26 protein-coding genes and 1 tRNA gene are annotated in these 26,340 nt (G+C 66.7%); 13 read left to right on the top strand and 14 right to left on the bottom strand.

Features of this window, described 5'->3' with window-relative positions:
- Position 1: 1 nt before the first annotated feature.
- A complete protein-coding gene (locus VH326_RS11995) occupies positions 2-2,506 on the bottom strand; it encodes a helicase-related protein (protein WP_329632055.1) in 2,505 nt (834 codons plus the stop codon).
- A gap of 312 nt (positions 2,507-2,818) precedes the next feature.
- On the opposite strand from VH326_RS11995, the gene VH326_RS12000 reads away from it, so the two are divergent.
- The 8 genes from VH326_RS12000 (at position 2,819) to VH326_RS12035 (ending at position 11,395) form a co-directional block, all read left to right on the top strand.
- Complete coding sequence (locus tag VH326_RS12000; protein ID WP_329632056.1) at positions 2,819-4,309, top strand: M23 family metallopeptidase; 1,491 nt, start codon at positions 2,819-2,821, stop codon at positions 4,307-4,309.
- 160 nt (positions 4,310-4,469) lie between these two features.
- On the top strand, positions 4,470-5,834 hold the full coding sequence (locus tag VH326_RS12005) for a glycosyl transferase family protein (protein WP_329632057.1): 1,365 nt from the start codon (positions 4,470-4,472) through the stop codon (positions 5,832-5,834).
- Positions 5,835-5,860: 26 nt separating this feature from the next.
- A complete protein-coding gene (locus VH326_RS12010; RefSeq protein ID WP_329632058.1) occupies positions 5,861-6,841 on the top strand; it encodes a hypothetical protein in 981 nt (326 codons plus the stop codon).
- 46 nt (positions 6,842-6,887) lie between these two features.
- On the top strand, positions 6,888-7,802 hold the full coding sequence (locus tag VH326_RS12015) for a sulfite exporter TauE/SafE family protein (protein ID WP_329632059.1): 915 nt from the start codon (positions 6,888-6,890) through the stop codon (positions 7,800-7,802).
- A 41-nt stretch (positions 7,803-7,843) separates the two neighbouring features.
- On the top strand, positions 7,844-8,575 hold the full coding sequence (locus tag VH326_RS12020) for a TIGR02186 family protein (protein ID WP_329632089.1): 732 nt from the start codon (positions 7,844-7,846) through the stop codon (positions 8,573-8,575).
- A complete protein-coding gene (locus tag VH326_RS12025) occupies positions 8,572-8,760 on the top strand; it encodes a hypothetical protein (RefSeq protein ID WP_329632060.1) in 189 nt (62 codons plus the stop codon). The genes VH326_RS12020 and VH326_RS12025 overlap by 4 nt, the downstream gene beginning before the upstream one ends.
- A 112-nt stretch (positions 8,761-8,872) precedes the next feature.
- A complete protein-coding gene (locus tag VH326_RS12030) occupies positions 8,873-10,540 on the top strand; it encodes an ATP-binding protein (RefSeq protein WP_414714274.1) in 1,668 nt (555 codons plus the stop codon).
- A 78-nt stretch (positions 10,541-10,618) separates the two neighbouring features.
- Positions 10,619-11,395, top strand: coding sequence for a transglutaminase family protein (locus VH326_RS12035; RefSeq protein ID WP_329632061.1), 777 nt, complete (start codon positions 10,619-10,621; stop codon positions 11,393-11,395).
- Here the strand turns inward: VH326_RS12035 and VH326_RS12040 are convergent.
- Complete coding sequence (locus VH326_RS12040; protein WP_329632062.1) at positions 11,384-11,917, bottom strand: hypothetical protein; 534 nt, start codon at positions 11,915-11,917, stop codon at positions 11,384-11,386. The genes VH326_RS12035 and VH326_RS12040 overlap by 12 nt on opposite strands.
- Positions 11,918-11,947: 30 nt before the next feature.
- Positions 11,948-12,466 carry a heparan-alpha-glucosaminide N-acetyltransferase domain-containing protein gene (locus VH326_RS12045; protein WP_329632063.1) on the bottom strand — a complete coding sequence of 173 codons (519 nt, stop codon included), beginning with the start codon at positions 12,464-12,466 and terminating at the stop codon, positions 11,948-11,950.
- Positions 12,467-12,553: 87 nt separating this feature from the next.
- Here VH326_RS12045 and VH326_RS12050 point away from each other — a divergent pair, with 87 nt between their 5' ends.
- On the top strand, positions 12,554-13,780 hold the full coding sequence (locus VH326_RS12050; protein ID WP_329632064.1) for an FAD-dependent oxidoreductase: 1,227 nt from the start codon (positions 12,554-12,556) through the stop codon (positions 13,778-13,780).
- 527 nt (positions 13,781-14,307) lie between these two features.
- Here the strand turns inward: VH326_RS12050 and VH326_RS12055 are convergent.
- The gene (locus tag VH326_RS12055; RefSeq protein WP_329632091.1) at positions 14,308-15,555 is read right to left on the bottom strand and encodes an amidohydrolase family protein; all 1,248 of its coding nucleotides are present in this window, start codon (positions 15,553-15,555) and stop codon (positions 14,308-14,310) included.
- 74 nt (positions 15,556-15,629) lie between these two features.
- Between VH326_RS12055 and VH326_RS12060 the strand changes: the two genes are divergently transcribed.
- Positions 15,630-17,810, top strand: a complete 2,181-nt coding sequence (locus VH326_RS12060) for a penicillin acylase family protein (protein ID WP_329632065.1) — start codon at positions 15,630-15,632, stop codon at positions 17,808-17,810.
- Between the two features lie 19 nt (positions 17,811-17,829).
- On the opposite strand, the gene VH326_RS12065 is transcribed toward VH326_RS12060, so the two are convergent.
- The 7 genes from VH326_RS12065 to infA form a co-directional block, all read right to left on the bottom strand.
- Positions 17,830-19,764 (bottom strand): M1 family metallopeptidase, encoded by a 1,935-nt coding sequence (locus VH326_RS12065; RefSeq protein ID WP_329632066.1) that lies wholly within the window; start codon positions 19,762-19,764, stop codon positions 17,830-17,832.
- 75 nt (positions 19,765-19,839) lie between these two features.
- Positions 19,840-20,517 carry a nitroreductase gene (locus VH326_RS12070; RefSeq protein ID WP_329632067.1) on the bottom strand — a complete coding sequence of 226 codons (678 nt, stop codon included), beginning with the start codon at positions 20,515-20,517 and terminating at the stop codon, positions 19,840-19,842.
- A 96-nt stretch (positions 20,518-20,613) separates the two neighbouring features.
- A tRNA-Phe gene (locus tag VH326_RS12075) sits at positions 20,614-20,689 on the bottom strand.
- A gap of 30 nt (positions 20,690-20,719) precedes the next feature.
- On the bottom strand, positions 20,720-20,896 hold the full coding sequence (locus VH326_RS12080) for a DNA gyrase inhibitor YacG (protein WP_329632068.1): 177 nt from the start codon (positions 20,894-20,896) through the stop codon (positions 20,720-20,722).
- Positions 20,893-21,828, bottom strand: a complete 936-nt coding sequence (locus tag VH326_RS12085; protein WP_329632069.1) for a ribonuclease — start codon at positions 21,826-21,828, stop codon at positions 20,893-20,895. Before VH326_RS12085 ends, VH326_RS12080 begins: the two co-directional genes overlap by 4 nt.
- The gene (locus VH326_RS12090) at positions 21,821-22,393 is read right to left on the bottom strand and encodes a nucleoside triphosphate pyrophosphatase (protein ID WP_329632070.1); all 573 of its coding nucleotides are present in this window, start codon (positions 22,391-22,393) and stop codon (positions 21,821-21,823) included. The genes VH326_RS12085 and VH326_RS12090 overlap by 8 nt, the downstream gene beginning before the upstream one ends.
- Before the next feature lie 95 nt (positions 22,394-22,488).
- A complete protein-coding gene (gene infA, locus VH326_RS12095) occupies positions 22,489-22,734 on the bottom strand; it encodes a translation initiation factor IF-1 (protein WP_293988794.1) in 246 nt (81 codons plus the stop codon).
- A 398-nt stretch (positions 22,735-23,132) separates the two neighbouring features.
- Here infA and VH326_RS12100 point away from each other — a divergent pair, with 398 nt between their 5' ends.
- From VH326_RS12100 to VH326_RS12110, 3 genes are read left to right on the top strand one after another with little or no spacing between them, the layout of a single operon-like run.
- Positions 23,133-23,303: a hypothetical protein gene (locus VH326_RS12100; RefSeq protein ID WP_329632071.1), complete on the top strand. Its 171-nt coding sequence runs from the start codon at positions 23,133-23,135 to the stop codon at positions 23,301-23,303.
- Between the two features lie 49 nt (positions 23,304-23,352).
- Positions 23,353-23,625 carry a BrnT family toxin gene (locus tag VH326_RS12105; RefSeq protein WP_329632072.1) on the top strand — a complete coding sequence of 91 codons (273 nt, stop codon included), beginning with the start codon at positions 23,353-23,355 and terminating at the stop codon, positions 23,623-23,625.
- Positions 23,600-23,836: a BrnA antitoxin family protein gene (locus tag VH326_RS12110; protein WP_329632073.1), complete on the top strand. Its 237-nt coding sequence runs from the start codon at positions 23,600-23,602 to the stop codon at positions 23,834-23,836. The genes VH326_RS12105 and VH326_RS12110 overlap by 26 nt, the downstream gene beginning before the upstream one ends.
- A gap of 27 nt (positions 23,837-23,863) precedes the next feature.
- On the opposite strand, the gene VH326_RS12115 is transcribed toward VH326_RS12110, so the two are convergent.
- From VH326_RS12115 to VH326_RS12125, 3 genes are all read right to left on the bottom strand, one after another.
- Complete coding sequence (locus tag VH326_RS12115; protein WP_329632074.1) at positions 23,864-24,133, bottom strand: hypothetical protein; 270 nt, start codon at positions 24,131-24,133, stop codon at positions 23,864-23,866.
- A gap of 60 nt (positions 24,134-24,193) precedes the next feature.
- Entirely contained in the window at positions 24,194-24,601 is a 408-nt protein-coding gene (locus VH326_RS12120; protein WP_329632075.1) for a hypothetical protein, read from the bottom strand.
- 33 nt (positions 24,602-24,634) lie between these two features.
- On the bottom strand, positions 24,635-26,340 hold a 1,706-nt coding region (locus VH326_RS12125; protein WP_414714275.1), incomplete at its 5' end, for a DNA methyltransferase.

Below are 26,340 nucleotides of genomic sequence, written 5' to 3' on the forward strand. Positions count from 1 at the left end.
ATCACTCACGCAGCATCCCCGCGAGCGCGGCGAAGGCGTTGTCCTTCCGCGGCGCGGCCGGTTTCGCGTTTGGGGTGAGGCCCCGCCACATCCATCGCGGCTTGCCCTCGGCATCGGGCTTGGCGGCGCGGAAGCCGAGCTGCGCCATCAGCCGAGCGAGCGTTTCGGGATGAAGCCCGATCGACGTCGCCAACGCCGGATCGGGCGCGAACGGTGCGCGGCCCTTGCGCGCATCGTGGCCGGCGCGCGCGATGCGCTCGACGAGATCGACGCGCACGGCCTGTTGCCCGAGCGGACGGAAGCCATGCGCCAGCTCCGCCCCGGTCGCACCGCGCGGCAGCACAGTCGCGCCTTCGCGCGGGAACTCGTCGAGCCGCATCAGCACGCGCCGCCACTCGGCGGCCGCGGGCTTGAGCAGCGCGGGGGCGAACAGATCGAGCGTCCCGATCGTCACGCCGATCTTGGCGAGCCGCTTGCGTGCTGGGCCGTCGAGCGCCTCGACCTGTGCCCCGACCGCGCGGCGCGGGAGCACGCCCCCGGCTTCGAGCAACGCGCCCGCCACCGCGCGCAACGGTCCGCCCGCCCCTGCGTCGCGCAGCACCGCGTCGAGCTTCTCGAAGACCGGCAGATGCCGCGCCATCTGCGTTGCCAGCCAAGCGTCGAGACGTGCCTGCACGGGCTTCCGAGCGGCTGGGTCAAGCGCCGCGATGGCGCGATCCACGACAACACGCGGCTGGGCGAGGTTGGAGCCGGGCGCGATATGCGCGACGGGAAACCCCCGCCAAACAACCTCGGCATATTCAACGCTTCCCCGGCGAAGCGTATCTCGTGCGGCGACCGACAGCACCCCATCCTCCGCTCCCGCCAATTCCCCCGCGCGCCGCGCCAATTCCGCGCCCAGCCGTTTTTCCGCTGCCGCCAGCAGCAACCTTTTGTCCGCGGCGCGCGCGTCCGCCGCGACTGCGAACGTGAACCCGCGGAGAGTCCCGATCGGGTGATCCTCGACCAGCACCTCGCCTTCGTCGCCGATCACCACCGGGAGCGCGCCGGCATCCTTGCCGATCTGGCGGAGCAGCACCGTGGTGCGCTTGTCGACGAAGCGCTGAGTCAGGCTGGCATGGAGCGCATCGGACAATCGCTCCTCGACTTGCGCCGTGCGCGCGGCCCAATGCGCCGGGTCGGCGAGCCAGTCGTTGCGGTGCGCGATATACGCCCAGGTGCGCACCCCCGCGATCCGCCCGGCGATCGTCTCGACATCGCCGTTCACATCGTCGAGGCGCGCGACCTCGCTCGCGAACCATGCCGCCGGGATGCGCCCGCCGCCTTCGCTCAGATGTCCGAATACTCGGCTCACCAAGCGGGTATGCTGATCGGCACCGAGCTTGCGGAAGTCGGGGACCCCGCACGCCGCCCACAACCGCCCAACCATGCCGGTGGAGCGAGCACGGTCGCGCACCCAATCCTCTTCCGCAAGTCGCTTCAGGACATTGAGATCGACTGCAGGCGGCGCAGCCCGAAGCGCCGGATGACCGGGCTTCGTCTCCAGGCTAGCGATCAGCCCCTCGGCCGAGCCGAGGTCGAGCTCCCCATCGCGCCAGTAGAGAAAATCGAGCGGCGGAAAGCGATGCTCCTCGATCGCATAAATCTCTTCGGGGGTGAACGCCCCAGGCCCCTCCTCGACCAGTGCGCCGAACGTTCCGTCGCGCTGGTGCCGCCCGGCGCGGCCGGCGATCTGCGCCATTTCGCTCACCGTCAGGCGGCGCTGGCGCTTGCCGTCGAACTTGCTGAGGCTGGCGAACGCGACGTGGCTCACGTCCATGTTGAGACCCATGCCGATCGCATCGGTCGCGACGAGATAGTCGACCTCGCCGGCCTGGAACATCGCGACCTGGGCGTTGCGGGTGCGCGGGCTGAGCGCTCCCATCACCACCGCAGCACCCCCGCGCAGCCGCCGGATCATCTCGGCGACGGCATAGACTTCCTCCGCGCTGAACGCGACGATCGCCGAGCGCTTGGGCAGCCGCGATAGCTTCTTCGCGCCGGCATAACTGAGCGTCGAGAAGCGGGGGCGCTCGACGATCTCGGCCTCCGGGACGAGCGCTCGAATCATCGGACGTAGCGTCTCCGACCCCAGGATCATCGTCTCGGTGCGGCCGCGCGCGCGCAGCAACCGGTCGGTAAAGACGTGTCCGCGCTCCGGGTCGGCGCCGAGCTGCGCTTCGTCGAGCGCGAGAAAGCTAACATCCCTGTCGGCGGGCATGCTCTCCGCAGTGCACAGGAACCAGCGCGCGTTGAGCGGCACGATCCGCTCCTCGCCGGTGATCAGCGCGACTTGATCCTTGCCCTTGATCGCGACCACCCGGTCGTACACTTCGCGCGCCAGCAGCCGCAGCGGGAACCCGATCATTCCGCTCGAATGCCCGCACATCCGCTCGATCGCGAGGTGCGTCTTGCCGGTATTGGTGGGGCCGAGCACCGCAGTGACCGGGCGATCGTACGCGTTCATACTGATGACAACATCGGGGCGTTGGCGTCCTGACGCAAGCAACCCAGGATAAGTAGAGCGCGATTCCCGCGATTTGGCTTGCCACTCGCCCGAATAGCCAAGCCGCGCCGAGCCACAGCGGCAAACAACGCGCTCGCCACTCGAGGCCCGGACGTTCCGCTACAACCCGACGTTTGTCCCTCAGCCTGCACGGCTTGCCGCAACGCCGTGCGCACCCGCGGCGCTTTAAATTGACTTTAACCACGCATCTACAGAGTGATTCCGCCTGCGCCGGGGGTGGATCGGCGATGATGTTCCGGGGACTTTCGCGCCGTGTTTCTGCGTAACGACCAGTTCGAGCAAGCGGGCGGCACCGCCGTGCGGTCGTTCGGGCATGCGGCCGTTCCGCTCGATCTGTCGCTGGTCGATCGTCTGCGCAGCGGTTTCGAAAGCATCGACTGGACCCCCGATCTCGGAGCGCGGATCGGGTCGCGCGACTGGTTCCGCGGCACCGCGACGTGCGTTGCTCTACTCGCCGCCACCTATGCGCTGTCGCCTGGCCTGGCGCGTCCGATCGTCGGCGAGACGCCAGCGGCGCTCCGCGGTGCGGCCTGGGACAATGCGCGCGCGCAAGCGATCGCACCGCTCGCTTGGGGGGCCGATACCGGCCAACGCATGGCGGCGAACGACCTCGTCCGGCCGCTTGGCGAGAGCCCTGACAGGCCGCACTTGCCTTTCTCCTCGGCGATGAGCGACGGCGATAGCCTCGCCGCATTGCTGCGCCGCGCCGGCGCGACCAGGAACGACATCGCCCAGATTTCCGACCTCGTCGGGGGCGTGATGTCGCTCGACGACATTCGTCCCGGCACGCGCTTCGAGGGCGTGCTCGGCCCGCGCGCGCGCAAGAGCGACCCGCGCCCGATCGAGACGCTGAGCTTCCAACCCGCGTTCGATTTCCGCCTGACCGTCACCCGCGGCGCCAACGGCCTGTCGATGCAGCGCCAGGCGATCGCGATTGACGACACGCCGCTTCGTATCCAGGGGCTCGCGGGGTCGAGCCTCTACAAGTCGATGCGCGCCGCTGGCGTGCCGGCCCAGGCAGCCGCCGATTACCTCAAGGCGATGGCGACACGCATCTCGCTGACCAGCGACGTAACTGCGGGCGATCCGTTCGACATCATTCTCAAACAGCGCCGCGCCGCGACCGGCGAGGTCGAGTTGGGCGACGTCGTTTATGCCGGGCTCAACCTCGGCAACCGCAAGGTTCAGCTCGTCAAATGGTCGGGAAACAGCGACGATGACGACAGCGGCGATTGGTACGACGCCAATGGCGGCGAGACTCGGCGCCAGGGTTTCGTCGGCCTGCCCGTCAACGGCCGGGTCAGCTCGTCATTCGGGATGCGGCTCCACCCGATCCTCGGTTATTACCGCATGCACAAGGGCATCGACATCGCCTGCCCGTACGGCTCGCCGGTCTATGCGGTGGTCGACGGGACGGTGAACTGGGCCGGGCAAAAGGGCGGCTACGGCAATTTCATCGGCATCCAGGGCCCGGGTGGTATCGGCACCGGCTATGGCCATTTGAGCCGTATCGGGGTGCGATCGGGCGAGCGCGTCCAGCGCGGCGACCTGGTCGGCTATTCGGGCAATTCGGGGCTTTCCACTGGCCCGCACCTCCATTTCGAAGTCTATCGCTCGGGCGCCGCGGTCAATCCTCGCGGGTTCTCCTTCTCGACGATGGCAGCGCTGTCGGGCGGCGCATTGCGCGCGTTCAAGGCAAAGGTCGCAAGCCTGATGTCGGTCCATGTCGGGACGACGCGCTAGCTAATCGCGGGCGCCTTCGAACGGCGGCGGATATCTCGGCGGCTGGCAAGCCTCGGATCGATCTCCGCCCACGATTTCACGCCCCAATTATCTGCTGGATAATCACGCAAATAGCCTGCAAGTAAATGGTCGCAAGTGATGGCGGATCGGGGGGTCGCTATTGTCTTTCGTCGCGGCTGCCATCGACATCGTCGCTCGAGAATGTGTCGTTCTTGCCTGTGTCGGTTTCCTGATCGGGGGGATGGACGACTTGGCGCTCGACGCCGTCTATTGGGCGAGCCGCCTGCGCTTTCGCCGCGAACCGCGTGTTTCCGAACTTGACGATGGTGTGTCCGGACGGTTGGCGATCTTCGTGCCGGCCTGGGACGAAGCGGCGGTGATCGGGCCGATGCTGGCAACAACGCTGGCGCGGTTCGGTGGCGACGACTTCCGCATCTATGTCGGCGCCTATGCCAACGATCGCGCGACGATCGAAGCGGTCGCTGCCGTCGCCGAGCACGACCAGCGCATTCGGCTGGTGATCAACCCCCATGACGGCCCCACGACCAAGGCCGATTGCCTCAACCAGCTGTGGACTGCGCTGTGCCGCGAGGAGCGCGCCGAGGACTGGCGCGCGGCGGCCATCGTATTCCACGATGCCGAGGACGTCGTCCATCGCGATGAGCTTCGCGTGTACCGCGCGATGCTGGTAAACCATCAGGTCGTGCAAATTCCGGTCCTGCCGCTGATCGATGCGCGGTCGCCGCTCGTTGCCGGACACTATTTGGACGAGTTCGCTGAGGCCCACGGGCTAAGGCTGGTCGCGCGCGGGTTGCTGGGCGCGCCAATGCCGCTGGCCGGGGTGGGCTGCGCGATCGACCGCGATCTGCTCGCGCGCATTGCCGCGGCACGCGACGGGGTGCCGTTCGACGCCGACAGCTTGACCGAGGATTATGAGCTCGGCTTGCGCAGCGCGATGCTCGGGGCGCGGCAGGTTTTCGCGCGCGTGCGCGACGATCGGGGCAAGGTGATAGCGGTCGCGGAATATTTCCCGAGCACCGTGCGCGAAGCGGTCACGCAAAAGGCGCGGTGGATGATCGGCATCGCACTCGACGGCTGGGATCGGCTCGGCTGGGGTCGAGCGAGCGACTGGCGCGACCATTGGATGCGAATGCGCGATCGCCGAGCGCCGCTGTCGGTGTTCGTGCTTTTCGTGGCTTATGTCGCGCTGCTCGCCTGGGGTGCGTCGCTCGCGTTGCATGCGTTAGCCGGCGACACCGCGCCTCATCCGAGCGCGGCGATGATGGTCCTGCTCGACGTCAACGCGGTCATGCTCGGATGGCGGCTGGCGATGCGGGCATGGTTCACCGGCCGTGCTTATGGGCCTTGGCAAGCTTTGCTGTCGCTGCCGCGCGCATTGGTCGGCAACTTCATCGCGCTGATAGCGGCGCGCAAGGCCGTGTGGCGCTACGCGGTCGCGTTGCGCGGACGCCGCCCGCGCTGGGACAAGACGCATCATCGTTTCCCTGAGACAGTCGAACCTTGAGCGGGCGCCCGCTTCGCTTCCTGGGCTTGACCGCGATCGGCTGGGTCGCGGTGCGTGCAGCCATGCTGTGGCCGACCGACGGGCCGGCGGCGCTGCCTCGCGCGCTGGTCCCCGCCGCCTTCGCCGACAGTGCACCAGCCGTTGGGGTGCACCCGACGCAAGCGCCCGCAGGACCAGTGAAGCAGGTTGCCTCAGTCCGCGTCTGGACGAAGCCAGATTGGGCGACTGCCGCCAGCCGGATGCCGATTGCCCCGCCGTTGCTCGCAGTCGCCGCCGGAGTACCAACGCCGCCCCCGCTACAACTCGACCGGAAGCAGGAAACCCCCGCGACAGGCCCGATCCTGGCTCCGCCGCCGCCAAGTGTCGTCGCGACGCCGTTCGCTACCAACCGCTGGTCGGTGAGCGGTTGGTTCGTGTTGCGCGATGGGCGCGGCATCGCTCCCGGTTCGGGCAGCGGTCAGCTCGGCGGCAGCCAAGCGGGGTTGCGGATCGCGTACGCGATCGGCCGGCTCGCCTTCGTCGCTCGCGTCGCCACTCCGCTTCATGGGCGCGGGCGCGAAGCCGCACTGGGCGTCGAATGGAAGCCGCCTCGGCTGCCGGTGCGGCTCGCTGCCGAATATCGCGTGTCGCTCGATGGCGGGTCGAGCGGACCGGAGGTCGGCGTGGTCGCCGGAACCGGCCCGGGCCCGCTTGCCGCCGGGTTCGACCTCGAAACCTATGGCCAGGCGGGGGTGATCCGCCGCCGGCAGGCCGAGGCCTATGCCGAAGGATCGGCACGGCTGGCGCGGCCGCTGGTCAAGCTCGGCGGCGCGCGCGTCGATCTCGGATTGGGCGGCTGGGGTGGCGCCCAGCGCGGGGCGAATCGGCTCGACATGGGGCCGTCGCTTGGCGCGCGCTTCCCGCTCGGCCGCGGTGCGGTCCGCCTGTCGCTCGACTGGCGTCAGCGGATCGCCGGCGACGCTCGCCCCGGATCCGGGGCGGTGCTGGTGATCGGCGGCGACTTCTGAGCGGCGCGGCGCTTCCGCATTCCGCGCTCACGCGATAAGCGGGGACGTGGATATCTACCTCCCCATCGCCAACCTGTCGGTCAACGCGCTCGTCATCGTGCTGCTGGGCGGGTTCGTGGGATTGCTGTCGGGCATGTTCGGCATCGGCGGCGGGTTCCTGACGACGCCGATGCTGATCGTCTATGGCATTCCGCCGACGGTTGCCGCCGCGTCGTCGGCCAGCCAGGTCACCGGCGCGAGCATATCGGGAGTGTTCGCGCACTTGGGCCGGCGCGGAGTCGACTTCAAGATGGGCGGCGTGTTGGTCGCGGGCGGGTTTGTCGGTTCGCTGTTCGGCGCCTGGATTTTCCGCCTGCTGCAGACCACTGGGCAGATCGATACCGTCATCGCGATCATCTATGTCGTGCTGCTGGGGTGGATCGGGACCGTGATGGCGCGCGAGTCGATTCAGTCTATCCGCGCCGCCCGCGCCGGAGTGCTGCCTCGCGCCCGCAAGCGACGGCACCATCCACTGGTTGCCTCGCTGCCGTTTCGCACGCGCTTCTATCGTTCGGGGTTGTACATCTCGCCGATCGCGCCGCTGCTACTGGGTTTCGCGACCGGCATCCTCACTGTGCTGCTTGGCATCGGCGGTGGGTTCATCCTGGTGCCGGTGATGATCTACGTGCTCGGCATGGCGACCCAGGTGGTCGTCGGGACCAGCCTGTTCCAGACGCTCTTCGTGACGGCCTGGGCGACGATGGTGCACGCCACCACGACCAAGGCTGTCGACATCGTCCTCGCGGCATTGTTGCTGCTCGGATCGGTCACCGGCGCACAGATCGGCGCGCGGTTCGCGACCAAGGCGAGGCCCGAATATCTTCGCCTCGCGCTCGCCATACTGGTGCTGCTGGTGGGGATCCGCGTCGCCATCGGACTGGGCTGGCGGCCTGATGAGATCTATTCGGTCGAGCTGTCGTGAGGGGCAAGGCGGCCGTCTTCCTGCTCATCGCACCGTTGCTGATGGGGCAGAGCCAGCCGGGCTCCAAACCGGTGCTCGTCCCCGACGTGTCGCAGCGCCAGATCGAGATCGCCTATTCGTTCACCGGCGCCGAATTGTTGCTGTTCGGCGCGATCCTTTACCCTGGCGGGCGCTTGCCCACCGACGACAAGCCGAGCGACATCGTCGTGGTGGTCAAAGGTCCGACCGAATCGATCCTGGTGCGCGAGAAGGAAAAGATCGCCGGCATTTGGGTCAACGCGGCGCGGCTGCGCTATCGCTCGGCACCGAGCTTCTATGGCCTCGTCTCCTCCCGCCCGATCCGCGACTTGGTCGACGATCGCACGCGCGCGATCTACGAGCTCGGGCTCGACAGCCTGCAGCTGTCGCCGGCCTCGAGCGCGCCGCAGGACGAGCAGGATCGCTTTGCGCGCGGATTGGTCGATCTCAAGCGGCGGTCCAACCTCTATTATGAGGCGCCCGGCGCGGTCGAGATCACCGACGGCGTCCTCTATCGGGCACGCGTCGACATTCCGGCGCGCGTGCCGGTCGGGCGGTTCACCGCCGAGACTTTCCTGATCCGCGATGGCCATGTCCTCGCCGTCGCGACCAAGGAGATCGAGATCCGCAAATCGGGTTTCGAACGCTTCGTCGCGCGCGCGGCGCAACGCTGGTCGATCACCTATGGGCTGGCCGCGGTGGCGCTGTCGGTGCTGTTCGGCTGGGTCGCCGGCTACGTCGCGCGGCGCGTGTGAGCGGCATCTGGCTGATTGCCGCGCTGTGCTGCATGCTGCCGCTCGCCTATGCGTTCGCCGTGGGGCGGATGCCGAGCAAGTCCTATTTCTACGACAGGAAGAGGGAGCCGTTCTGGTTCTGGCTGCAGGGTTTGGCCTGGACAGGATTCGCACTGATTTGCGTGTGGGAATGGTTCAGGTCCTGACGGTCCACCCACATAAGCAACCCGGCCGGCGCCACATGTTTGATACGCGCATAACTCACGCAATATTTACCACTCTTCGTGCATAGCCCTGTCCGATGATCAGGGGACTGCGATGACCGAAATGCCGAGTGGTGGCGCCTTCGCCAACGCCATGCCCGCGGTGGCCGCGGCTGTCCCAGCCGCCGCTGGCAGCGTGCGTCAGATCGGCGTGCTGATCGACATCGCCGGATCGGGTGGCCAGGTGCTGCTCGACACCCAGGCGGTCGATACCTACGCCGATGACGGCGATCCGGTCCTGGCCGGCGCCGGTTCGGTCGGCGCGCAGCTCAAAATCCACGTCGGCGCTTCGTGGCTGATCGCCAACGTCCGCTCGCTCAGGATGAGCGAGGCGGGCGTGCTCGCGCAGATCGATTTTCTCGGCGAGGGCGACGAGGAACGGTTGACCGGCAAGCTCTATAATTTCCGGCGCGGCGTGACTCGCTACCCCGCGCCCGGTGCGGCCGCTTACCCGGTGTCGACGGCCGACCTGAAGCAAATCTACGCCGCCGACAACCGCGCGCATGTCGAGATTGGCACGGTCTATCCGACCCGCGACATCCGCGCCGCACTCTACGTCGACGCAATGCTCGGCAAGCATTTCGCATTGCTCGGCTCGACCGGTACCGGCAAGTCGACCAGCGCTGCCCTGATCCTCCACAAGATCTGCGACCTCGCACCGCAGGGCCATATCGTGATGGTCGACCCGCATGGCGAATATGCGGCGGCGTTCGACGGCAACGGCGCGATCTACGACGTGTCGAACTTGCAGATGCCGTACTGGCTAATGAATTTCGAGGAACATTGCGAAGTGTTCCTGACGACCACCGGCAACGAAGCCCAGATCGACAAGGACATCCTCGCCAAGTGCCTGCTGGCGGCGCGCGGCAAGAGCCGGCTGGGGCAGGAGATCCCCAAGCTGACGGTCGACGCGCCAATCCCCTATCTGCTCAGCGACCTCACCAACCTGATCCAGCTCGAAATGGGCAAGATGGATCGCGCCGGCGACACCGCGCCGTACCTGCGCCTCAAGACCAAGATCGACGAGATCAAGGCCGACCCGCGCTACGGTTTCATGTTCTCTGGCATGCTGGTGGCGGACACGATGCAGGACTTCATCGCCCGCATCTTCCGCCTGCCCGGCGGCGGCAAGCCGATCTCGATCATCGACGTGTCGGGCGTGCCCAACGAAATTACCAGCGTCGTCGTCGCGGTGCTGTCGCGCATGGTGTTTGACTTCGCGATCTGGTCGCGCAACGAGCCGCAGCGCCCGATCCTGCTCGTCTGCGAGGAAGCGCACCGCTACATCCCGAACGAACGCAATGCCGACGGATCGTCGGTCGGCAAAATCCTCAGCCGCATCGCCAAGGAAGGCCGCAAATACGGCGTTTCGCTCGGCCTGATCACGCAGCGCCCGTCGGATCTGGCCGAAGGCGTGCTGTCGCAGTGCGGTACGATCATCTCGATGCGGCTCAACAACGACCGCGACCAGGCGTTCGTTCGCGCCGCGATGCCCGAAGGCGCGCGTGGTTTCCTCGATTCGATCCCGGCGTTGCGCAACCGCGAGTGCATCATCTGCGGCGAAGGCGTCGCGATCCCGATTCGAGTCGCGTTCGACGCTCTCGAAGAGAATAAGCGCCCGGCGTCGGACGACCCGCTCTTTTCGAATCTGTGGCGCGAGACCGGCGGCGAGGACCAGATCATCAGCCGCACGATCCGCCGCTGGCGTTCGCAGGGGCGGTAAATTCCCCGGCGAAAATTCAGGCCGACTGATCGCAGCAAGCCGGACGACATGCGGCCGTAGATCGCCTAGGGGCGGCCTATGCGTCTCTCAATCAATGCCTGGCTCGATTACCGGCTCCCCACGCCCGCCGATTTGCTGTTCGCGCTCGAGGTCGCGCCGACCGCGGATCAGCGGCTGGTCGAGGACCTGCTCGAAGTCGGGGGCACCGGACCGTTGGCGCCGGTCGCGGCCGACGATGGGGTCGGGCGGCGCACTTGGGCGCGCGGAGCGGACCGCGTGACTGCCCGCTATACTGCGACGGTCGATATCGAGCGGCCCGCGACGGCGCTCGCCGGACTTGCCGCTGACGATCTGCCGACGCTTCCCGCCGCGGTCGTGCCATATCTGTTTCCCAGCCGCTATTGCGAGGCCGATCGCCTGGAAGGCTGGGCGCGGCGCGACTTCGGGCATCTCGTCGGCGGCGACCGGATCGCGGCGATGGTCGATTGGATCCGCGGCCACGTGACGTACGCTTGGGGCACGATTGGCGGAACCGCGGTCGATACCCTGGTCGCACGGCGCGGTGTGTGCCGCGATTTCTCGCATTTGCTGATCGCCATGGCGCGCGCCGCGGACGTGCCAGCGCGGATGGTCGGCGCCTATGCCTGGGCGCTCGAGCCGGAGGATTTCCACGCCGTCGTCGAGGTGTGGCTCGACGGCGCTTGGCGGCTGGTCGATCCCACGGGGCTGGCGCCTGAGGAGGGGATCGCGCGGATCGGGGTCGGGCGCGATGCCACCGACATCAGCTTCCTGACGATCTTCGGCCAGGCCGATCTGATCGAGCAAAGTGTGACGGTGAAGCGACTAGACGCGTAGCACCCAGCCGCGCCGCTTGAGCGCCAGCGTGACCAGAATCGCGATTGCCCCCGCGATCACCGCGTAGAGCAACGACGTCCAGCCGGGCGGCAGCCCGACCCGCGCGAGCGCGGCGAAGCTCGATGCCCATAACCGTTCGCCGCCGACGCGGATCACCAGCACCGCGGTCAGCAGCGCATGAACGACATAGAGCGTCAGCGCGACCTGGCCCAGGCTCGCCGCCAGCCGCACCGGCGCCCAGCCGCCGATCCGCGCCCATCCGGCCTTGAGCAGCCCGAGCATCGCCAGCCCGATCGCCGCGTTGGTCAGCGTGAAGGTCGGCGTCCACAGCGCCTTGTTGATCGGCCAGAACCACGCGGCGGCGATCGCAAGGCCCGCGCACAAAGCGGCGGTCGCGAAGATGATGACGAGCGGCTGCTTGACGCGCTTGGCGCGGCGCTGCACCGCGACGCCGATCATCGCGGTGGCGATCGCCGACAGCATCGACAGCGGGCCTTCGGGGTCGAACACCTTGCCGTACATCCGCGTGCCGCCAAGAAGCGCGCGGTCGAGTCAGCCGGAGAAACCCATCCCTGGCGCCATGCTCGCGATGCCATCGGGCGGCGGCATGTAGAGCAGCACGCCATGGATCAGCATCAGCACGCCCGCGACCGCCGCGGGGATATGCCATGTCCTGGTCGCGCGAACGGTGAGCGCCGCGAAGAGATAGACGATCGCGATCCGTTCGAGCACGCCGGTGAAGCGGATGTCGACGAGGTGCGTGCTGGCATGGACGATCCAGCCGATCGCGAACCCGATTAGCCAGAGCAGCACCGCGCGGCGCACGATCCGCCCCACCCCAACGCGCGGGATCCGCCCGTCGAGCGACAGCGGCAGCGCGAGCCCGAGCGCGAGCAGGAACAGCGGAAACACCAGGTCGGCGATCGTCAGACCGGTCCATTCGGCATGCGCGAGCAGCGGGAACGCGACCCGGTCGTCGCCCTGCAGGTTGACCAGCACCATCCCGAAGACCGCGATCCCGCGCAGCGCGTCGAGCGCGTCGTCGCGCGTCCTGATCGGCCGATGGTTCATGCTTGCCCCTTCGCCCTCTCACTTTGTGCCGCCATGCAGCGCGACGCAAGCCATGACAGGGCTAAGCGAAGCGGCTAGCGCGGCTGCATGGAGCAGTACGATGTCCTGATCGTCGGGGCGGGGCATGGCGGCGCACAGGTCGCGATCGCGCTTCGCCAGGGCAAATTCGCGGGATCGATCGCTATGGTCGGCGACGAGCCCGAACTGCCGTACGAACGCCCGCCGCTGTCGAAGGAGTATCTGTCGGGCGACAAGCCGTTCGAGCGAATCCTGATCCGCCAGCCAGCATTCTGGGAAGAGCGGGAGGTGGCGATGCTGCTCGGTCGCCGCGTGGTGTCGGTGGACCCGCACGCGCGTCGCGTGACCACCGCCGACGGTGCGACGATCGGCTATGGCAAACTGATCTGGGCGGCGGGCGGTCAGGCGCGGCGGCTGGCGTGCGAGGGGCACGACCTCGCCGGTGTCCACACGATCCGCAGCCGCGCCGATGTCGACCGGCTGGTCGCAGAACTGCCCGGCGTGAATCGCGTGGCGGTGGTCGGCGGCGGGTTCATCGGGCTCGAGGCGGCGGCGGTGCTCGCCAAGCTGGGCAAGAAGGTGACGTTGCTCGAAGCGCTCGACCGCGTGATGGCGCGCGTTGCCGGAGCCGATCTGTCGCGATTCTACGAGGACGAGCACCGCGCGCATGGCGTCGACGTGCGGACCGGCGCCGCGGTCGACCGACTGCTCGGCGAGGACAAGGTGAACGGGGTGCGGCTCGCCGACGGTGAGGTGGTGCCGGCCGATATGGTGGTGGTCGGGATTGGCATTGTCCCCGCGGTCGAGCCGTTGCTGGCGGCGGGGGCGGTAGGCGGCAACGGCGTGTGGGTCGACGCGCAATGCCGCACCTCGCTGCCCGACATCTACGCGGTCGGCGACTGCGCGCTTCACGCCAATCGCTTCGCCGGCGGGGCCGAGGTGCGGCTCGAATCGGTCCAGAACGCGACCGATCAGGCGAGCGTCGCGGCGAAGATGATACTGGGCGAGGATGTCGCCTGCGCGGCGACGCCGTGGTTCTGGTCGAACCAATATGATTTGAGGCTCCAGACCGTGGGGCTGGCGATCGGCTACGATCAAACCGTGCTGCGCGGTGACCGGGCGGCGCGCAGTTTTTCGGTGATCTATCTGAAGTCGGGCAAAGTGATCGCGCTCGACTGCGTCAACGCGACCAAGGATTATGTGCAAGGGCGGAGATTGGTCGAAGCGAGTGCCGCAATCGCGCCGGCTCGACTGGCCGATCCGAGCGTGCCGCTGAAGGATATCGTCGAGCCCTAACGTCCGCTATTAGGTGGAAAATGGTCGCCGCGATGAGCCTTCGCGCTCAACACGGCCGTCCGAGCCTCACCTCTTCCTCGCCCCAGGCTGCGACTGGAACCTGAAAAGCCTCGCGCTTCGGATCGAATGCGAATGTGGAATATCCGATCGTGGGAATTGGCATTGTTTCGCCACGGGCAGGGTCGCCAGCAGGCAGTCCCGGCAACAAAAACGCGGGCGTTATCTCGACAGTCCTCCTGGAAAGTTCGTGCCATCCTCCGATGTGGAACGTCTTCACGCGTGCATATTTCGACAGCGCGACACCCTGCTTACCAATAATCCTGAACAATGGCGTGCCGTCGCTGAACCTATAGCATCCCTCGGGAACCGGGGCGGCCACAAATCCGCAGCTCGTAAGGGCGAATATAGCCGGCAGTGCGAAGGCTACACGGCGCATGTTAGTGATGCCATCGTTCCGGGTTCCATGATGGCATTTCATGGGTTGACGGCCTCCGCAACCGGTCGCTGGTGGACCCCGTCGTTCGCCCTCAACGCCGCACCACCACGCCGCCCTTCACCACCATCGCGACATGGCGCACCGCCGAAATGTCCGCGGTCGGATCGCCCTCGACCGCGACGAGGTCGGCGAGTAGCCCGACCTTCACCGCGCCCAGTTTCGCATCCATCTTGAGCCAGCGCGCATTGCCCCAGGTCGCGGCGATCAGAACTTGCGCGTTGGGCATGCCGGCCGCCGCCATCAACTCCATCTCGCGCGCGTTCTGGCCATGCGCGAACACGCCGACGTCGCCGCCCATGCAGATGTGCACGCCCGCCTTCATCGCCATTCGGAAGCTGTCGCGGTTGAGCTGGACGCTCGCCGGCGCGGGTTCGCTGCCGTTCCAGCCGCGATAGCGCGCGACCGCGTCGGACGCGGCGAGCGTCGGGCACATCGCGATCCCCTTCGCCGCCATCGCCGCGAAGATTTCGGGCGTGCCGCCATAGCCGTGCTCGATCGTGTCGACCCCGGCGGCGATCGCTCGGCGCATCCCCTCGGCGGTCGCGGAATGGACCGCGACCGGCCGCCCGGCGTCGTGCGCGGCGGCGACCGCGGCCTTCATTTCCTCGAGGCTAAGCGTCGGCTTGCTTTCCTCGCCGGGGCGCCAGCGATAGTCGGCGTAGAGCTTCACCCAATCCGCCCCGCCGGCGATCTGACGGCGCACCGCAGCGACGATCGAATCGACCCCCGACACCTCCTCGGCACCCTGGGGGATGACGACGCCGGGCTCGAAACCTTTCGGGCCATAGGCGCCGAGCGCGACGATCGCGCGCGTTGCGACATTGAGCCTCGGCCCCGGCACGATCCCCTGATTGATCGCATCGCGCAGGCCCACATCGGCATAGCCTGCGCCCTCGGTGCCGAGATCGCGCTCGCTGGTGAACCCGGCCCTCAGCGTCGCCTTGGCTTGCGCCACCGCCCGCGCGGTGCGCAACGCGAGCGGCTCGTGGAGCACCTGATCGTCCCAGCTCGTCTCGTTATATGGGTGGAGAAACAGATGCCCGTGCCCCTCGATCATCCCGGGCATCAGCGTGTCGCCGGGCAAGTCGATCACTTGCGCACCGGCGGGCGCGGCGAGGTTGGGGCCGACCGCGGCGATCTTGTCGCCTTCGACCAATACCTGCCAGCCGCGATGGACCGTGCCGTCGACGCCGTCGAACACGCCGGCCGGCTTGAGCAGGATGACGGTCGTCGGCGCGGGTTGCGCGGCGGGAAGCATCGCCGCCGGACCGACCAGCATTGCCAACACAGCGACTATCCTTTTGGCCAGCCGGCGCATGGTCATCTCCCCGTTATCGCGTTACGTTTCCGCGCATGTTTAGCCTCACTCGCTTCCCCGTCCTAGCCCTCGCGCTCGTCCTTACCGCGCCGTCGACGCCCGATCCGCAAAAGGCGCTCTGGCGCGCCGAAGCCGCCAGCGTCACGATCACTCGCGACGATTGGGGAATCGCGCATATCGTCGGCAAGACCGATGCCGATGCGGTGTTCGGGATGATCTACGCCCAGGCAGAGGACGATTTCGGGCGGGTCGAGGCCAATTACCTGACCGCGCTCGGCCGCACCGCTGAAGCGCCGGGCGCGGGGGAGGACGCGATCTGGGCCGATCTGCGCCAGCGGCTGTTCGTCGATCCGGTGGAATTGAAGGCGCAATATGCGGCTAGCCCGGTCTGGCTCAAGAAGCTGATGAACGCCTGGGCCGATGGACTCAATTTCTACCTCGCGACGCATCCCGAGACCAAGCCCAAGGTGCTGACGCATTTCGAGCCGTGGATGGCGCTGAGCTTCACCGAAGGCAGTATCGGCGGTGATATCGAGCGGATTTCGCTTTCCGGACTCAAGACCTTCTACGGCAAGCCCACGCCGCCGACCCCGCAGGAAGTTGGCGCGATCCCGCGCGAGCCCAGGGGATCGAACGGCATCGCGATCGCGCCCAAGCTGACCAAGGACGGCCACGCGCTGCTCCTGATCAACCCGCACACCAGCTTCTATTTCCGGGCCGAGCAGCAAGTGACGAGCAGCGAGGGGCTGAATGCGTACGGCGCCGCCACCTGGGGGCAATTCTTCGTGTATCAGGGTTTCAACGCAAAGGCGGGATGGATGCACACTTCGTCGGGCGTCGACAATATCGACGAGTTCGCCGAACGAGTCGTGCCGAACGGGCAGGGCTGGTCCTATCGCTACGGCAGGTCGACGCGCCCGGTGGCGACGGTCCGCGTGACGCTTCGGTATCGCGAGCCCAACGGAGTGATGGGCGAACGCAGTTTCACGACCTATCGCACGCATCACGGCCCGGTCGTCGCGATCAAGGACGGCAAGTGGATCGCCGAGGCCCTGATGTGGAAGCCGATCCCGGCGCTCGAGCAGAGTTTCCTTCGCACCAAGGCGACCGACCTCAAAAGCTACCTCGCCGTGGCCGAACGCAAGGCCAATTCGTCGAACGACACTTTGTTCGCCGACAGCATGGGCGAGATCGCGTTCCTGATCCCGCAATTCATGCCGCTGCGCGACGACCGCTTCGATTATACGCGCCCGGTCGACGGGTCGAACCCGGCGACCGGCTGGAAGGGGCTGCACAGCCTCGCCAGCCTGCCGAGCGTGCTCAACCCGCGCGTCGGCTGGGTGCGCAACAGCAACGACTGGCCGTGGGACGCGGCGGGGCCGGACAGCCCGAAGGCGGCGAACTATCCCAAATATATGGATCAGGCGGGGTGGAATTATCGCGGCGTCCATGCCGACGCGCTGCTGACTGGACGCAGCGGATGGACGCTCGACGGGCTGCGTGCGGCGGCGTTCGACAGCGACTTGCCGGCGTTCCGTGCGCTGCTCCCCGGGCTGTTCGCCGCCTACGATGCGCTGCCGCAGAATGATCCGCGCCGCGCCAAGCTCGCCCAGCCGATCGCATTGCTCAGGGAGTGGGACGATCGCTGGGCGCTCGATTCAACGGCAACCAGCCTCGCGGTGTTCTGGGGCGACACTCTGTGGCGAGAGGTGGGCAGCTTCGCGCAGGCCGAGCGGATGAACGTGCCCGAATATATCGAGAAGCGCGTGTCGCCCGCGGTCAAGCTCGACGCGCTCGTCGCCGCGGTCGATCGACTGCAACGCGACTTCGGCAGCTGGCGGACGCCATGGGCCGAGATCAACCGGTTCCAGCGCCTCGACGATTCGATCCAGCCGCATTTCGATGACACGGCGCCATCGATCCCGGTCGGCTTCGCGTCGGCGCAATGGGGCAGCCTGGCGTCGTTCGGCGCGAAGACGTGGCCGGGGACCAAGCGCTATTACGGCACCAGCGGCAACAGCTTCGTCGCGGTGGTCGAGTTCGGCTCGCGAGTCCGTGCCTTGGCCGTGACCGCGGGCGGCGAAAGCGGCGACCCGACGTCGAAGCATTTCGCCGACGAGGCGGAGCGCTACGCGACGGGCAATCTGCGCACCGTCTATTTCTACCCAGACCAGCTCGTCGGCCACACCGAACGGCGCTACCGTCCGGGGGAATAGGCGTCGATCGGCGGGTTCGTCACGGCTTGCGTGACGCCAAATTGTTGTCGCGATTGCGGTCGGGCAGCTTGTGGTCGGGATCGAGCTCCGCGCGGACGACGTTCCCGGCCGGGACCGCGATCGCGACCGACCCCTGGCGAATCCACGTTTCGGCGGGCAGCCTGAGGTCGGTCGCATGACCATCGGCATAGGTCACGCGCAGCGTCACCGGCATCACCAGCCTGTCGCGCGCCTCGACGCGGACCAGAGGCGCACCGTTCTTCGCCGCTTCGATCCCGGCCACCGCCAGGTCGAGCTGCCAATTGTTGGCGTACCAACCGCGCCACCACCATGACAGGTCTTCGCCCGTGTCGCTCTCCATCGCGCGGAAGAAGTCGGCCGGCTTGGGGTGGCGGAACGCCCAGGCGGCGATGAAGCGGCGAAACGCGGGATCGAACCGTTCGGGTCCCAGGATCTCGTCGCGCAGCAACCGCAGCCCCAGCGCGGATTTGAAATAGGTGACGGGGTGGCGATACTTTTCGGTCACGGTGTCGGCACGCGATAGGATCGGGGGGGCGTCGGGATCGGCCAGGACGGGGAGTATCTCGTCGACCGGATTGCCGCCGCCCGGCGCGTATTCGCTGTCGCGCTTGGGCCCGAACTCGCCGCGGTTGAAGTCGTCGGATTCGAACGTGTCGATGAAGGTGTTGAAGCCTTCGTCCATCCAGGCGTGGCGGCGCTCGTCGAACCCGACGATCATCGGGAACCAGCTATGCCCGATCTCGTGCGCGGTGATCCAGAACAGCTCCTTGCCGGCATCCTCGGGCGCATCGAATACGATGCCGGGATATTCCATCCCGCTCGACGGGCCGGCCACGCTGACCGCGGCGGGCCAGGGGTAAGTGTACCAGCGCCCGGACATCCGCTCGACCGTGTCCTTAACGAATTCGGTCGATCGGCCCCACTTCGCGTAGCCCTGACTCTCGAGCGGATAGAACGACATCGCCATTGACGTCCTGCCGCCGGGCAAGCGCATCCGCGCGGCGTCCCAGACGAAGTCACGCGACGCACTCCACGCGACGTCGCGCGTGTCCTGCATGCGAAAATGCCAGGTCTTCGTGCCGCTCGCCGGGGCTCGCGCGATATCGTCGGGGCCGTGGATCACGACGGTCGCGTCGCTGGCGGCTGCCCGCGCCAGTCGCGCCCGCTCGGCCGGCGTCAGCACCTCGACCGCGTTCTGCAACGCGCCGGACCCGGCCACCATCATCCCCGCCGGGACCGTCACCCAATAATCGATGTCGCCATATTCGAGGTAGAATTCCTGCCCGAGATACGGCGCCGTGTCCCAGCCGCGAAGGTCGTCATAGACCGCCATGCGCGGATACCATTGCGCAATGTCGTACACTTCCGCGCCGCTCGCGGTCGTGCCCCACGACGTGCGGCCGCCGAACCTCGCACCCGGCACCGTGTAGTGATAGCGGATCGTGACCACCGCCTTGGCGCTGTGGACCAGCCCGCGCGGCAGCGTCAGTTGCGCGCGGGTGTCGCTAACCAGCGGCGTGATCGCAACCGCCGGGCGGCCGGGCAGGGTGACCGAGACGGCGTCGAGCACCATGCCCTCGGTGTTGCCTTGCGGTACTCCGCCGCGCGCCGCCGCGGCACGCGATCCGGGTTTGTAGATGTTCTGGTCGAGCTGGAGCCACAGCACATCGAGCGTCGTCGGGCTGTTGTTGGTGTAGCTGATCGCGATCGTCGCGCTGATCGCGTGCGCCGCCGGATCGAGCGTGGCGTGGATCGCATAGTCGACGCGGTTCTGCCAATATTGCGGGCCGGGCAATCCGCTTTCGCCGCGATAGACGTTCACCGCCGACTGCATGTCGAACGGCGCAAAGGTTTCGCGCGGGTTATAGGCGGTAGGCGCCGCGCCAATCAGCGTCAGCAACGGGAGCAGTCCGGCGATCGATCTCTTGTCCATCTTTGGCTCCTGCTTGGTCCCGCGCTTCTCTAGGGTGCGGCCCCACGTTGCGCCATGCCTTTCGACTGTCGAAGCCTAGTCGTCGAACCCGACGAACACCGTCGCCTCTTCTACGGCTTTCCGTTCGGAGACGACGGCGTTTGCCGGGAAGCTTTCGTCGGGCCAGCCCAGGGCGATGCTCTTCATGATCACCTGATCGTCGGCGATCCCGGCATGCTCGCGCACGACCGGCGACTGCATGATGCCCTGGCTGTTGATCACCGCGCCGAGCCCGCGCGACCACGCCGCGTTGACCAAAGCGGTCGCCACCGCGCCGCAGTCGAACGGCGTGTCGTCGCTGCCGTCCAGGACTCGATCGTAGGTGATGATCACGCACACCGGAGCGTCGAATTGCCGAAAGCCGCGCAGCACCCAATCCTGCCGCCGCTCCTGATCCTCGCGTGCGATCCCCATCGCCGCGAACAATTGCTTGGCGACGCCGATCTGCCGGTCGCGATGCTGTCCCGCAAAGGGCTGGCCGGTGCGGAATTCGCGCGATTGCGGAACCCCCGCGACCATTCGCTCGGTATTGCCCCGCCGGATGCGATCGAGCGGTTCGCCCGCGACGACGGTGAAGTTCCACGGCTGGGTGTTCATCGAAGACGGCGCGCGCATCGCCAGCCCGATGATTTCCTCGATCAGCGCCCTGGGCACGGGATCGGTTTTGTAGCCCCGGATGCTGCGGCGCCCGCGAATGACCTCGTCAAACTGCATGCGTGACCCCCGCGCTCTGCTTATCGATGGTAGCGAAGCGACGCGCGGACGAAAGCCCTAGACTGCGTGGCCGGCGAATTCCGGGGCGGCGGAGAATGGTGCCCAGGGACGGGATCGAACCGCCGACACTGCGATTTTCAGTCGCATGCTCTACCAACTGAGCTACCTGGGCTTGCGTACGTGACGCGAAAGAGCGGGCCTCTTAATCGCGGGGTTCGGGCGTGTCCAGCGCTTCCGGGTCGACCGGCGGGCCGGGGATCGCATAGCCTTCGCCGAGCCATTTGAGGAGGTCGCGATCCTTGCAGCCGCGGCTGCAGAACGGCTTGTGCGCGGGGTCGGTCGGGCTGCCGCAGATCGGGCAGGTGGCGGACTTGGTCATCGCAACGAGATGGGAACGCCGGTCCGCCGCGACAACTCGGCGACGAGGTGCGGGCGGTCGGCGAGCCAGGCGCGGACGCGCGGACTGACGGACTGATCGGGCGCGACCGGCGGCGGCGTGCGCTCGATCGTGCGGAGCAGCGCGAGCGCTTCGGCGGCGACAGGGTCGGCACGGAGCAGCTCGGGGAGCGAGGCGTGGGCGCGGGGGCGGACGATCTGGAGGAAGCCGAAGCCGTTGAGCGCGGTGCGTTCGAACGGCTGCGGCAGCGTCGCGTCGATCGCGGCGGCCACCGCGAGGCGTTCCGCTTTCCCGGTCACGGTCGGGAAGTCGATCCCGATCGAGCCGCCGATATCGTGGCGGACGATCGCTTCGGCCGCCGCGGTTGCCGCCGCCACCGCGAGCGCGGGCGTCGCGCCGGGGCCGTCGACGTCGAACAGCGCCATCGCCGGGGTCGGGGACAGGCGAAGCGAACCGCCGGCGAAGGCGATTTCGCCGCTCAATGCCTCCTCGAGCACTTCCGACCAGCCTGCCGCCTCGAGGTCGTCGGGCTGATGCGGGGCAAGCGCTCGGACCGGCACGCCGCTCGCGTGGCAGCGCGCAAGCAGGTCTGGGCCGTCGCCCGGCGCGGCGTCGGTCGCGACCACGCGCGGGAGCTTGGGGCGGCCGACTTCGGGGATGCCCTCACGCACCACCGCGACCATCAGCCGCGCGCCCTCGGTCACGCCCGTCGGCACGCGCTCGATCACCGCCGCGCCTGCGTCGCCCTCGACCCGCGACAAGCCGGCGGCGACTCGCTCGACCAGCCGCGCCTCCAACACCGTGCCAACCCGCAAGCCGCCCGGCCGTTCGATCCGCGCCGCGACGATCCGGCCGCCCTCGACCAGCGCCGCGCGGTTCTCGCCCAGGCCGGCCTCGTACAGCCACTCAGCCAAGCGGAACGCCCGCCGCGCGCAGCATGCCCAGCGTCTCGAACACCGGCAGCCCGACGACGTTCGAATGGCTGCCTGCGAGGTAGCGCACGAAGCCTTCGGCGCGGCCCTGGATCGCGTAGCCGCCGGCCTTGCCCACGCCCTCGCCGCTTGCGACGTACCAGTCGATCTCTGGCGGCGAGAGCGGCTTGAACGCGACGATCGTGTCGACGACGCGAGTCCGCGGCGTGCCGTCGATCCCGACCACGCAGACGCCCGAATATACGTGGTGCCGCCGCCCCGACAGCAGCCCGAGCATTCGCCGCAGATCGGCCTCGTCCACGGGTTTTTCGAGGATGCGGCGGCCGACCGCGACGGTGGTGTCGCCCGCCAGCACGATTTCGTCCGGCGCTCGCGGCACCGCCAGCGCCTTGGCCTTGGCGAGCCGCGCGACGTAGGCGCGGGGCAATTCGCGTTCCCGCGGCGTCTCGTCGACATCGGGGGTGGCGACGCGGTCGGGGAAAATGCCGATCCGCGCGAGCAACTCGCGGCGGCGCGGCGATGTGGAGGCGAGGACCAGCGTGGGCATTGCCTCAACCTATCCCGCTTTTGCGAGCGCCGCGAAGCAATCCAGCAGCGCGCGAGACGTATGGATTGCTTCGCTGCGCCCGCAATGGCGAAGGACTATCGCGGCCCCGGTCCGTCGCGGCCCGGCATGAAGCGATAGGTGATGCGGCCCTTGGTCAAGTCATAGGGCGTGAGCTCGACGAGCACCTCGTCGCCGACCAGCACGCGGATGCGGTTCTTGCGCATCTTGCCGGCGGTGTGACCGAGGATCTCATGGTCGTTTTCCAGCCGGACGCGGAACATGGCGTTGGGCAACAGCTCCACCACCTGGCCGCGCATTTCGAGAAGTTCTTCTTTTGCCAAACAAGCCTCTGGGTCGATCGCGCGAAATGCGTGACGGGCGCCCTTAGCAACAAGCCGGGGATCGCACAACGGCAGCGAAGCTGGCGGCGAGACGAGCCCCGGCGGCCATTGCGCGCGAATGTTCCCAATGTTCGCACTGGCCATGGGCATTGGCGGGAAGCGGCCGAACCGCGGCAAATTTCACGATCTTCGCGCACAGGAGAAATAAGAACAGGTGTGCAGATCGGGCGAGCGCCGGACGATGGCGTGGGATCGGGGATATTCGACTGTCAAAGAGCGCGGCTCGCGGGCGCACGGGCCGGCGCGCATTCTAGCACACCGCCCGGGGTGTAGGAAAATGACGGGGAACGATCTGGAATATCAGCGATTCTATAGGCGGAGCCTAGAGGAGACCCGCCATGAGCAAACGCGAACTGATCGAGCCGCACGACGGCGACAAACGCTATGTCCGCCGCGACGAGCAAGGCGAATTCAAGGGCGAAGTCGATGTCGGCCGCAGCCTCGCCGCCGATCGCCGCCAGCACGCCGAACACAAGAAGCCGCGCGGCGAGGGGGATAAGGGGGACTAGGGCGCGCCATCCCTTTACGTCAAAGGTTTTTGTGTCTACATAAACATCGATGGACGTCACCTTCGACGCGGTGAAACGCGAGGCTACGTTGCGTCATCGAAACCTCGACTTCGCCGACGCGCCAAAGGTGTTTGCGGGCGCGGTGGTCGAGTTCGAGGATGACCGCTTCGACTATGGCGAGGTCCGTATGATTACTGTCGGGCTGCTCTATGACGCTGTCGTCGTTATGGTTTGGACCGATCGAGACGGTACGCCGCATATCATTTCGATGCGGGCGGCAACCAAGGGTGAAGCCGATGACTATTTCAGAACCGTGGGTTGATCCCGACGACGCGCCCGAACTGGGCAAGGACTGGTTCGACAACGCCACGGTTAAGGTGGCGGGCAAGGTTGTCCGCAAGGGTGGCCGACCGCGCGGTTCGAACAAGGAACAGATATCGCTGCGGCTCGATAAGGATGTGGTCGCCCGGTTCCGCGCGGGCGGGCCGGGCTGGCAATCGCGAATCAACGAGGCGTTGCGTAAGTCGCTGTAACCGGCCCTTTCGATGTGGAGGGCAGGCTCAGGACCAGGGCGCGCCGCGCGCTGCCAGCGCCGCGCGGGCAGCATCGGCAAGAAAGCCGGACCGGTTCTTCGCCACGCGGTCGATCCGCGCCAACAGCCCTTCATCGATCGACACTTGCACGCGGACCGAGCGGCCCGACCGTTCGCCGCGGACGAGGATGCGCGCCACTTCGTCGATGTCGGGATCAACGGCGACCACGTCGATGTCGCTCAGCTCGAGAATCGGATCGCCATATTCCACTCCCGCCGCGATGTGGCCGCTACACAACCTGCGGTAAAGGCAAGAGCATTGAGCGACGGCGAGGGGGATAAAGGAGACTTAGGGCGCCTATCCTCCGCTTTTGCTCATTTTCTGCCAAGTCGATCGGTCGCAAGATGGTGGCGTCGTGGTGCCGCCGCCCTTGAGCCGGTCGGTGGCGCAATTGAGCGCCGCAGACAAATATAGCATGCTATCGGGCGCGTTTTTCGGAGTTGTGCAGCGGAAGTCGCGCATCAGGTCCAGTGTCATATGCGCTCTTGCCAGCGTATTCGCGTCTTCCATCGCGCGTAAGGTCGCCCTCGGCGCGCTATTGTCGCCCACGCCTTCGGCATAGTTTGCTGCCAAGTCCATAGAGGCGCCTTCGTACTCGCGCGCCAACGCGGCGCAGGTGCCGCCAGCCGCGGTGGCACTGGCCGGTGCCACCGGCTTGGTCTGAGCCGTAGCAGGCGTGCTCGCTAGCAAGATGGCAACGGTCATAATTTTTCTCATAGTGGTCCCCCCGTTTTAACGTCACAAAAGGCTTGGTTGCTTCGCCGTTTCCTCACGCCCCGCCTTCTTGAACGCGGCAGTCGGATCGACATAGGGAATGTCCGGGCGCTTACCTTGGAACAGCTCGGCGAGCGTGATGATCTGGAGCCGCGGGTAGCTCTTGCCGGTCGCTTCCGAATGGAAACGACCCACCGCCGCTGCTTCCTTCTCCATCACGCCGGTCGGCAGCGCCTTTGTGATGAACACGCCGATCGGCGACTTTTCGCGCTCCATCGCCGAGTGGAGGTCACGGATCATCTGGACGCCGACATTGTCGCCGCCCTTGACTGAAACGAGCGCCTTTTCGGTGCGCTTTCCGTCGGGCTTGAAATAGATGATGCCGTCGATCCCGCCATCGGCACCCTTCTTCTTGCCGCCGAACGGCATGGCATCAACCATCGACACCGCCCACCATTGGAACTGGTATTTGTCGCGCGCAGCGAGGTCTTCAGCGGAAGCGAGGTCTTTCGGCGTGCCCTCGACGGTGAACTCGATACCGGGAAAGGCGGCCCGCAGCCGCTTTTCGATCAAGCTGATCGCGAGGTGCGTGACGTCTATGCCGATCCACTGCCGCCCGAGTTTCTGAGCGGCGTGAATCGCGGTGCCACAACCGCAGAACGGGTCGAGCACGACATCGCCTTCTTTGGAGGAGGCGGCGATGATGCGTTCAAGGAGGGCGAGGGGTTTTTGGGTAGGGTAGCCGAGATTTTCGCTTCCGCTTGCAGGCAGGATATCGTGCCAGTCGTTTTGCAGCGGCACGCCTTGTTGTTCGTCTAAATACCTTTTGAACTCCGGCATGCCGGAAGAGGAATATGCAAGGCGATCCTGACGCGCGAACTCCGTCATGTTAGCTTTTGAAAACGCCCAGTATCTACCTTTGTATGGAGGAACCTGCTTGTATTCCCATCCAGCCTTCGGATTTAGAAACTCCCCGTCCAGATCTGCCACCCAACTTGCACCTTGAGCACGTTTTACAGGCCATCCATAGCTCACGTCTCCGCCGGGTTTCGCCGCGGTTAGGTCTCCTCGGCGGTATCGACGGCCGTCATCGTCGGCGTGTCGATAGGCGCTGTCGACATATGTTTGATCGTAAGCAGTGTACTGCCAATGCCATGTCCAGTCGCTAGACTTGGTATAGAAGTAGATCACATCCCGAATATTACCGTATTGAACACGGCCTTGTTTCGCATCGTTATGGGCCGATGAACGTTTCCAGCTAATCTCACTCCGAAATTTATCCGCCCCAAACACCCCATCCAGCAACAGTTTGAGGTAGTGGCTCGCGGTCGGATCGCAGTGGAGGTACAGACTGCCGGTCGGCTTGAGCACGCGGTGCAGTTCGATCAGGCGGACCGCCATCATCGCGAGATACGCCATCATGTCGTTCTCACCGAGGAAGGAGCGCATCGCGTTCAGCAGGTCGAACGCCTTGGTGTTGCCGCTGCGCGCGACTTGATCGAAGGCGTCCTCGGCATGGTCGTTCCAGTGCCAGGTGTCCTCGAACGCCTCGATCTGGGCATCCGATGAGGTGCCCGCAGGCGACTTGAACAGGATGTTGTAATTGGCGTTCGAGTTGAACGGCGGGTCGAGATAGACGAGGTCGACGCTCTCGCTCGCGATCTCGTTACGAAGGACCCAGAAATTATCGCCATAATACAGATGGTTGCGGGGGGGGGGGGGGGGGGGCA

The sequence above is a fragment of the Sphingomonas sp. genome, assembly GCF_036269755.1.
Taxonomy (GTDB): domain Bacteria; phylum Pseudomonadota; class Alphaproteobacteria; order Sphingomonadales; family Sphingomonadaceae; genus Sphingomonas.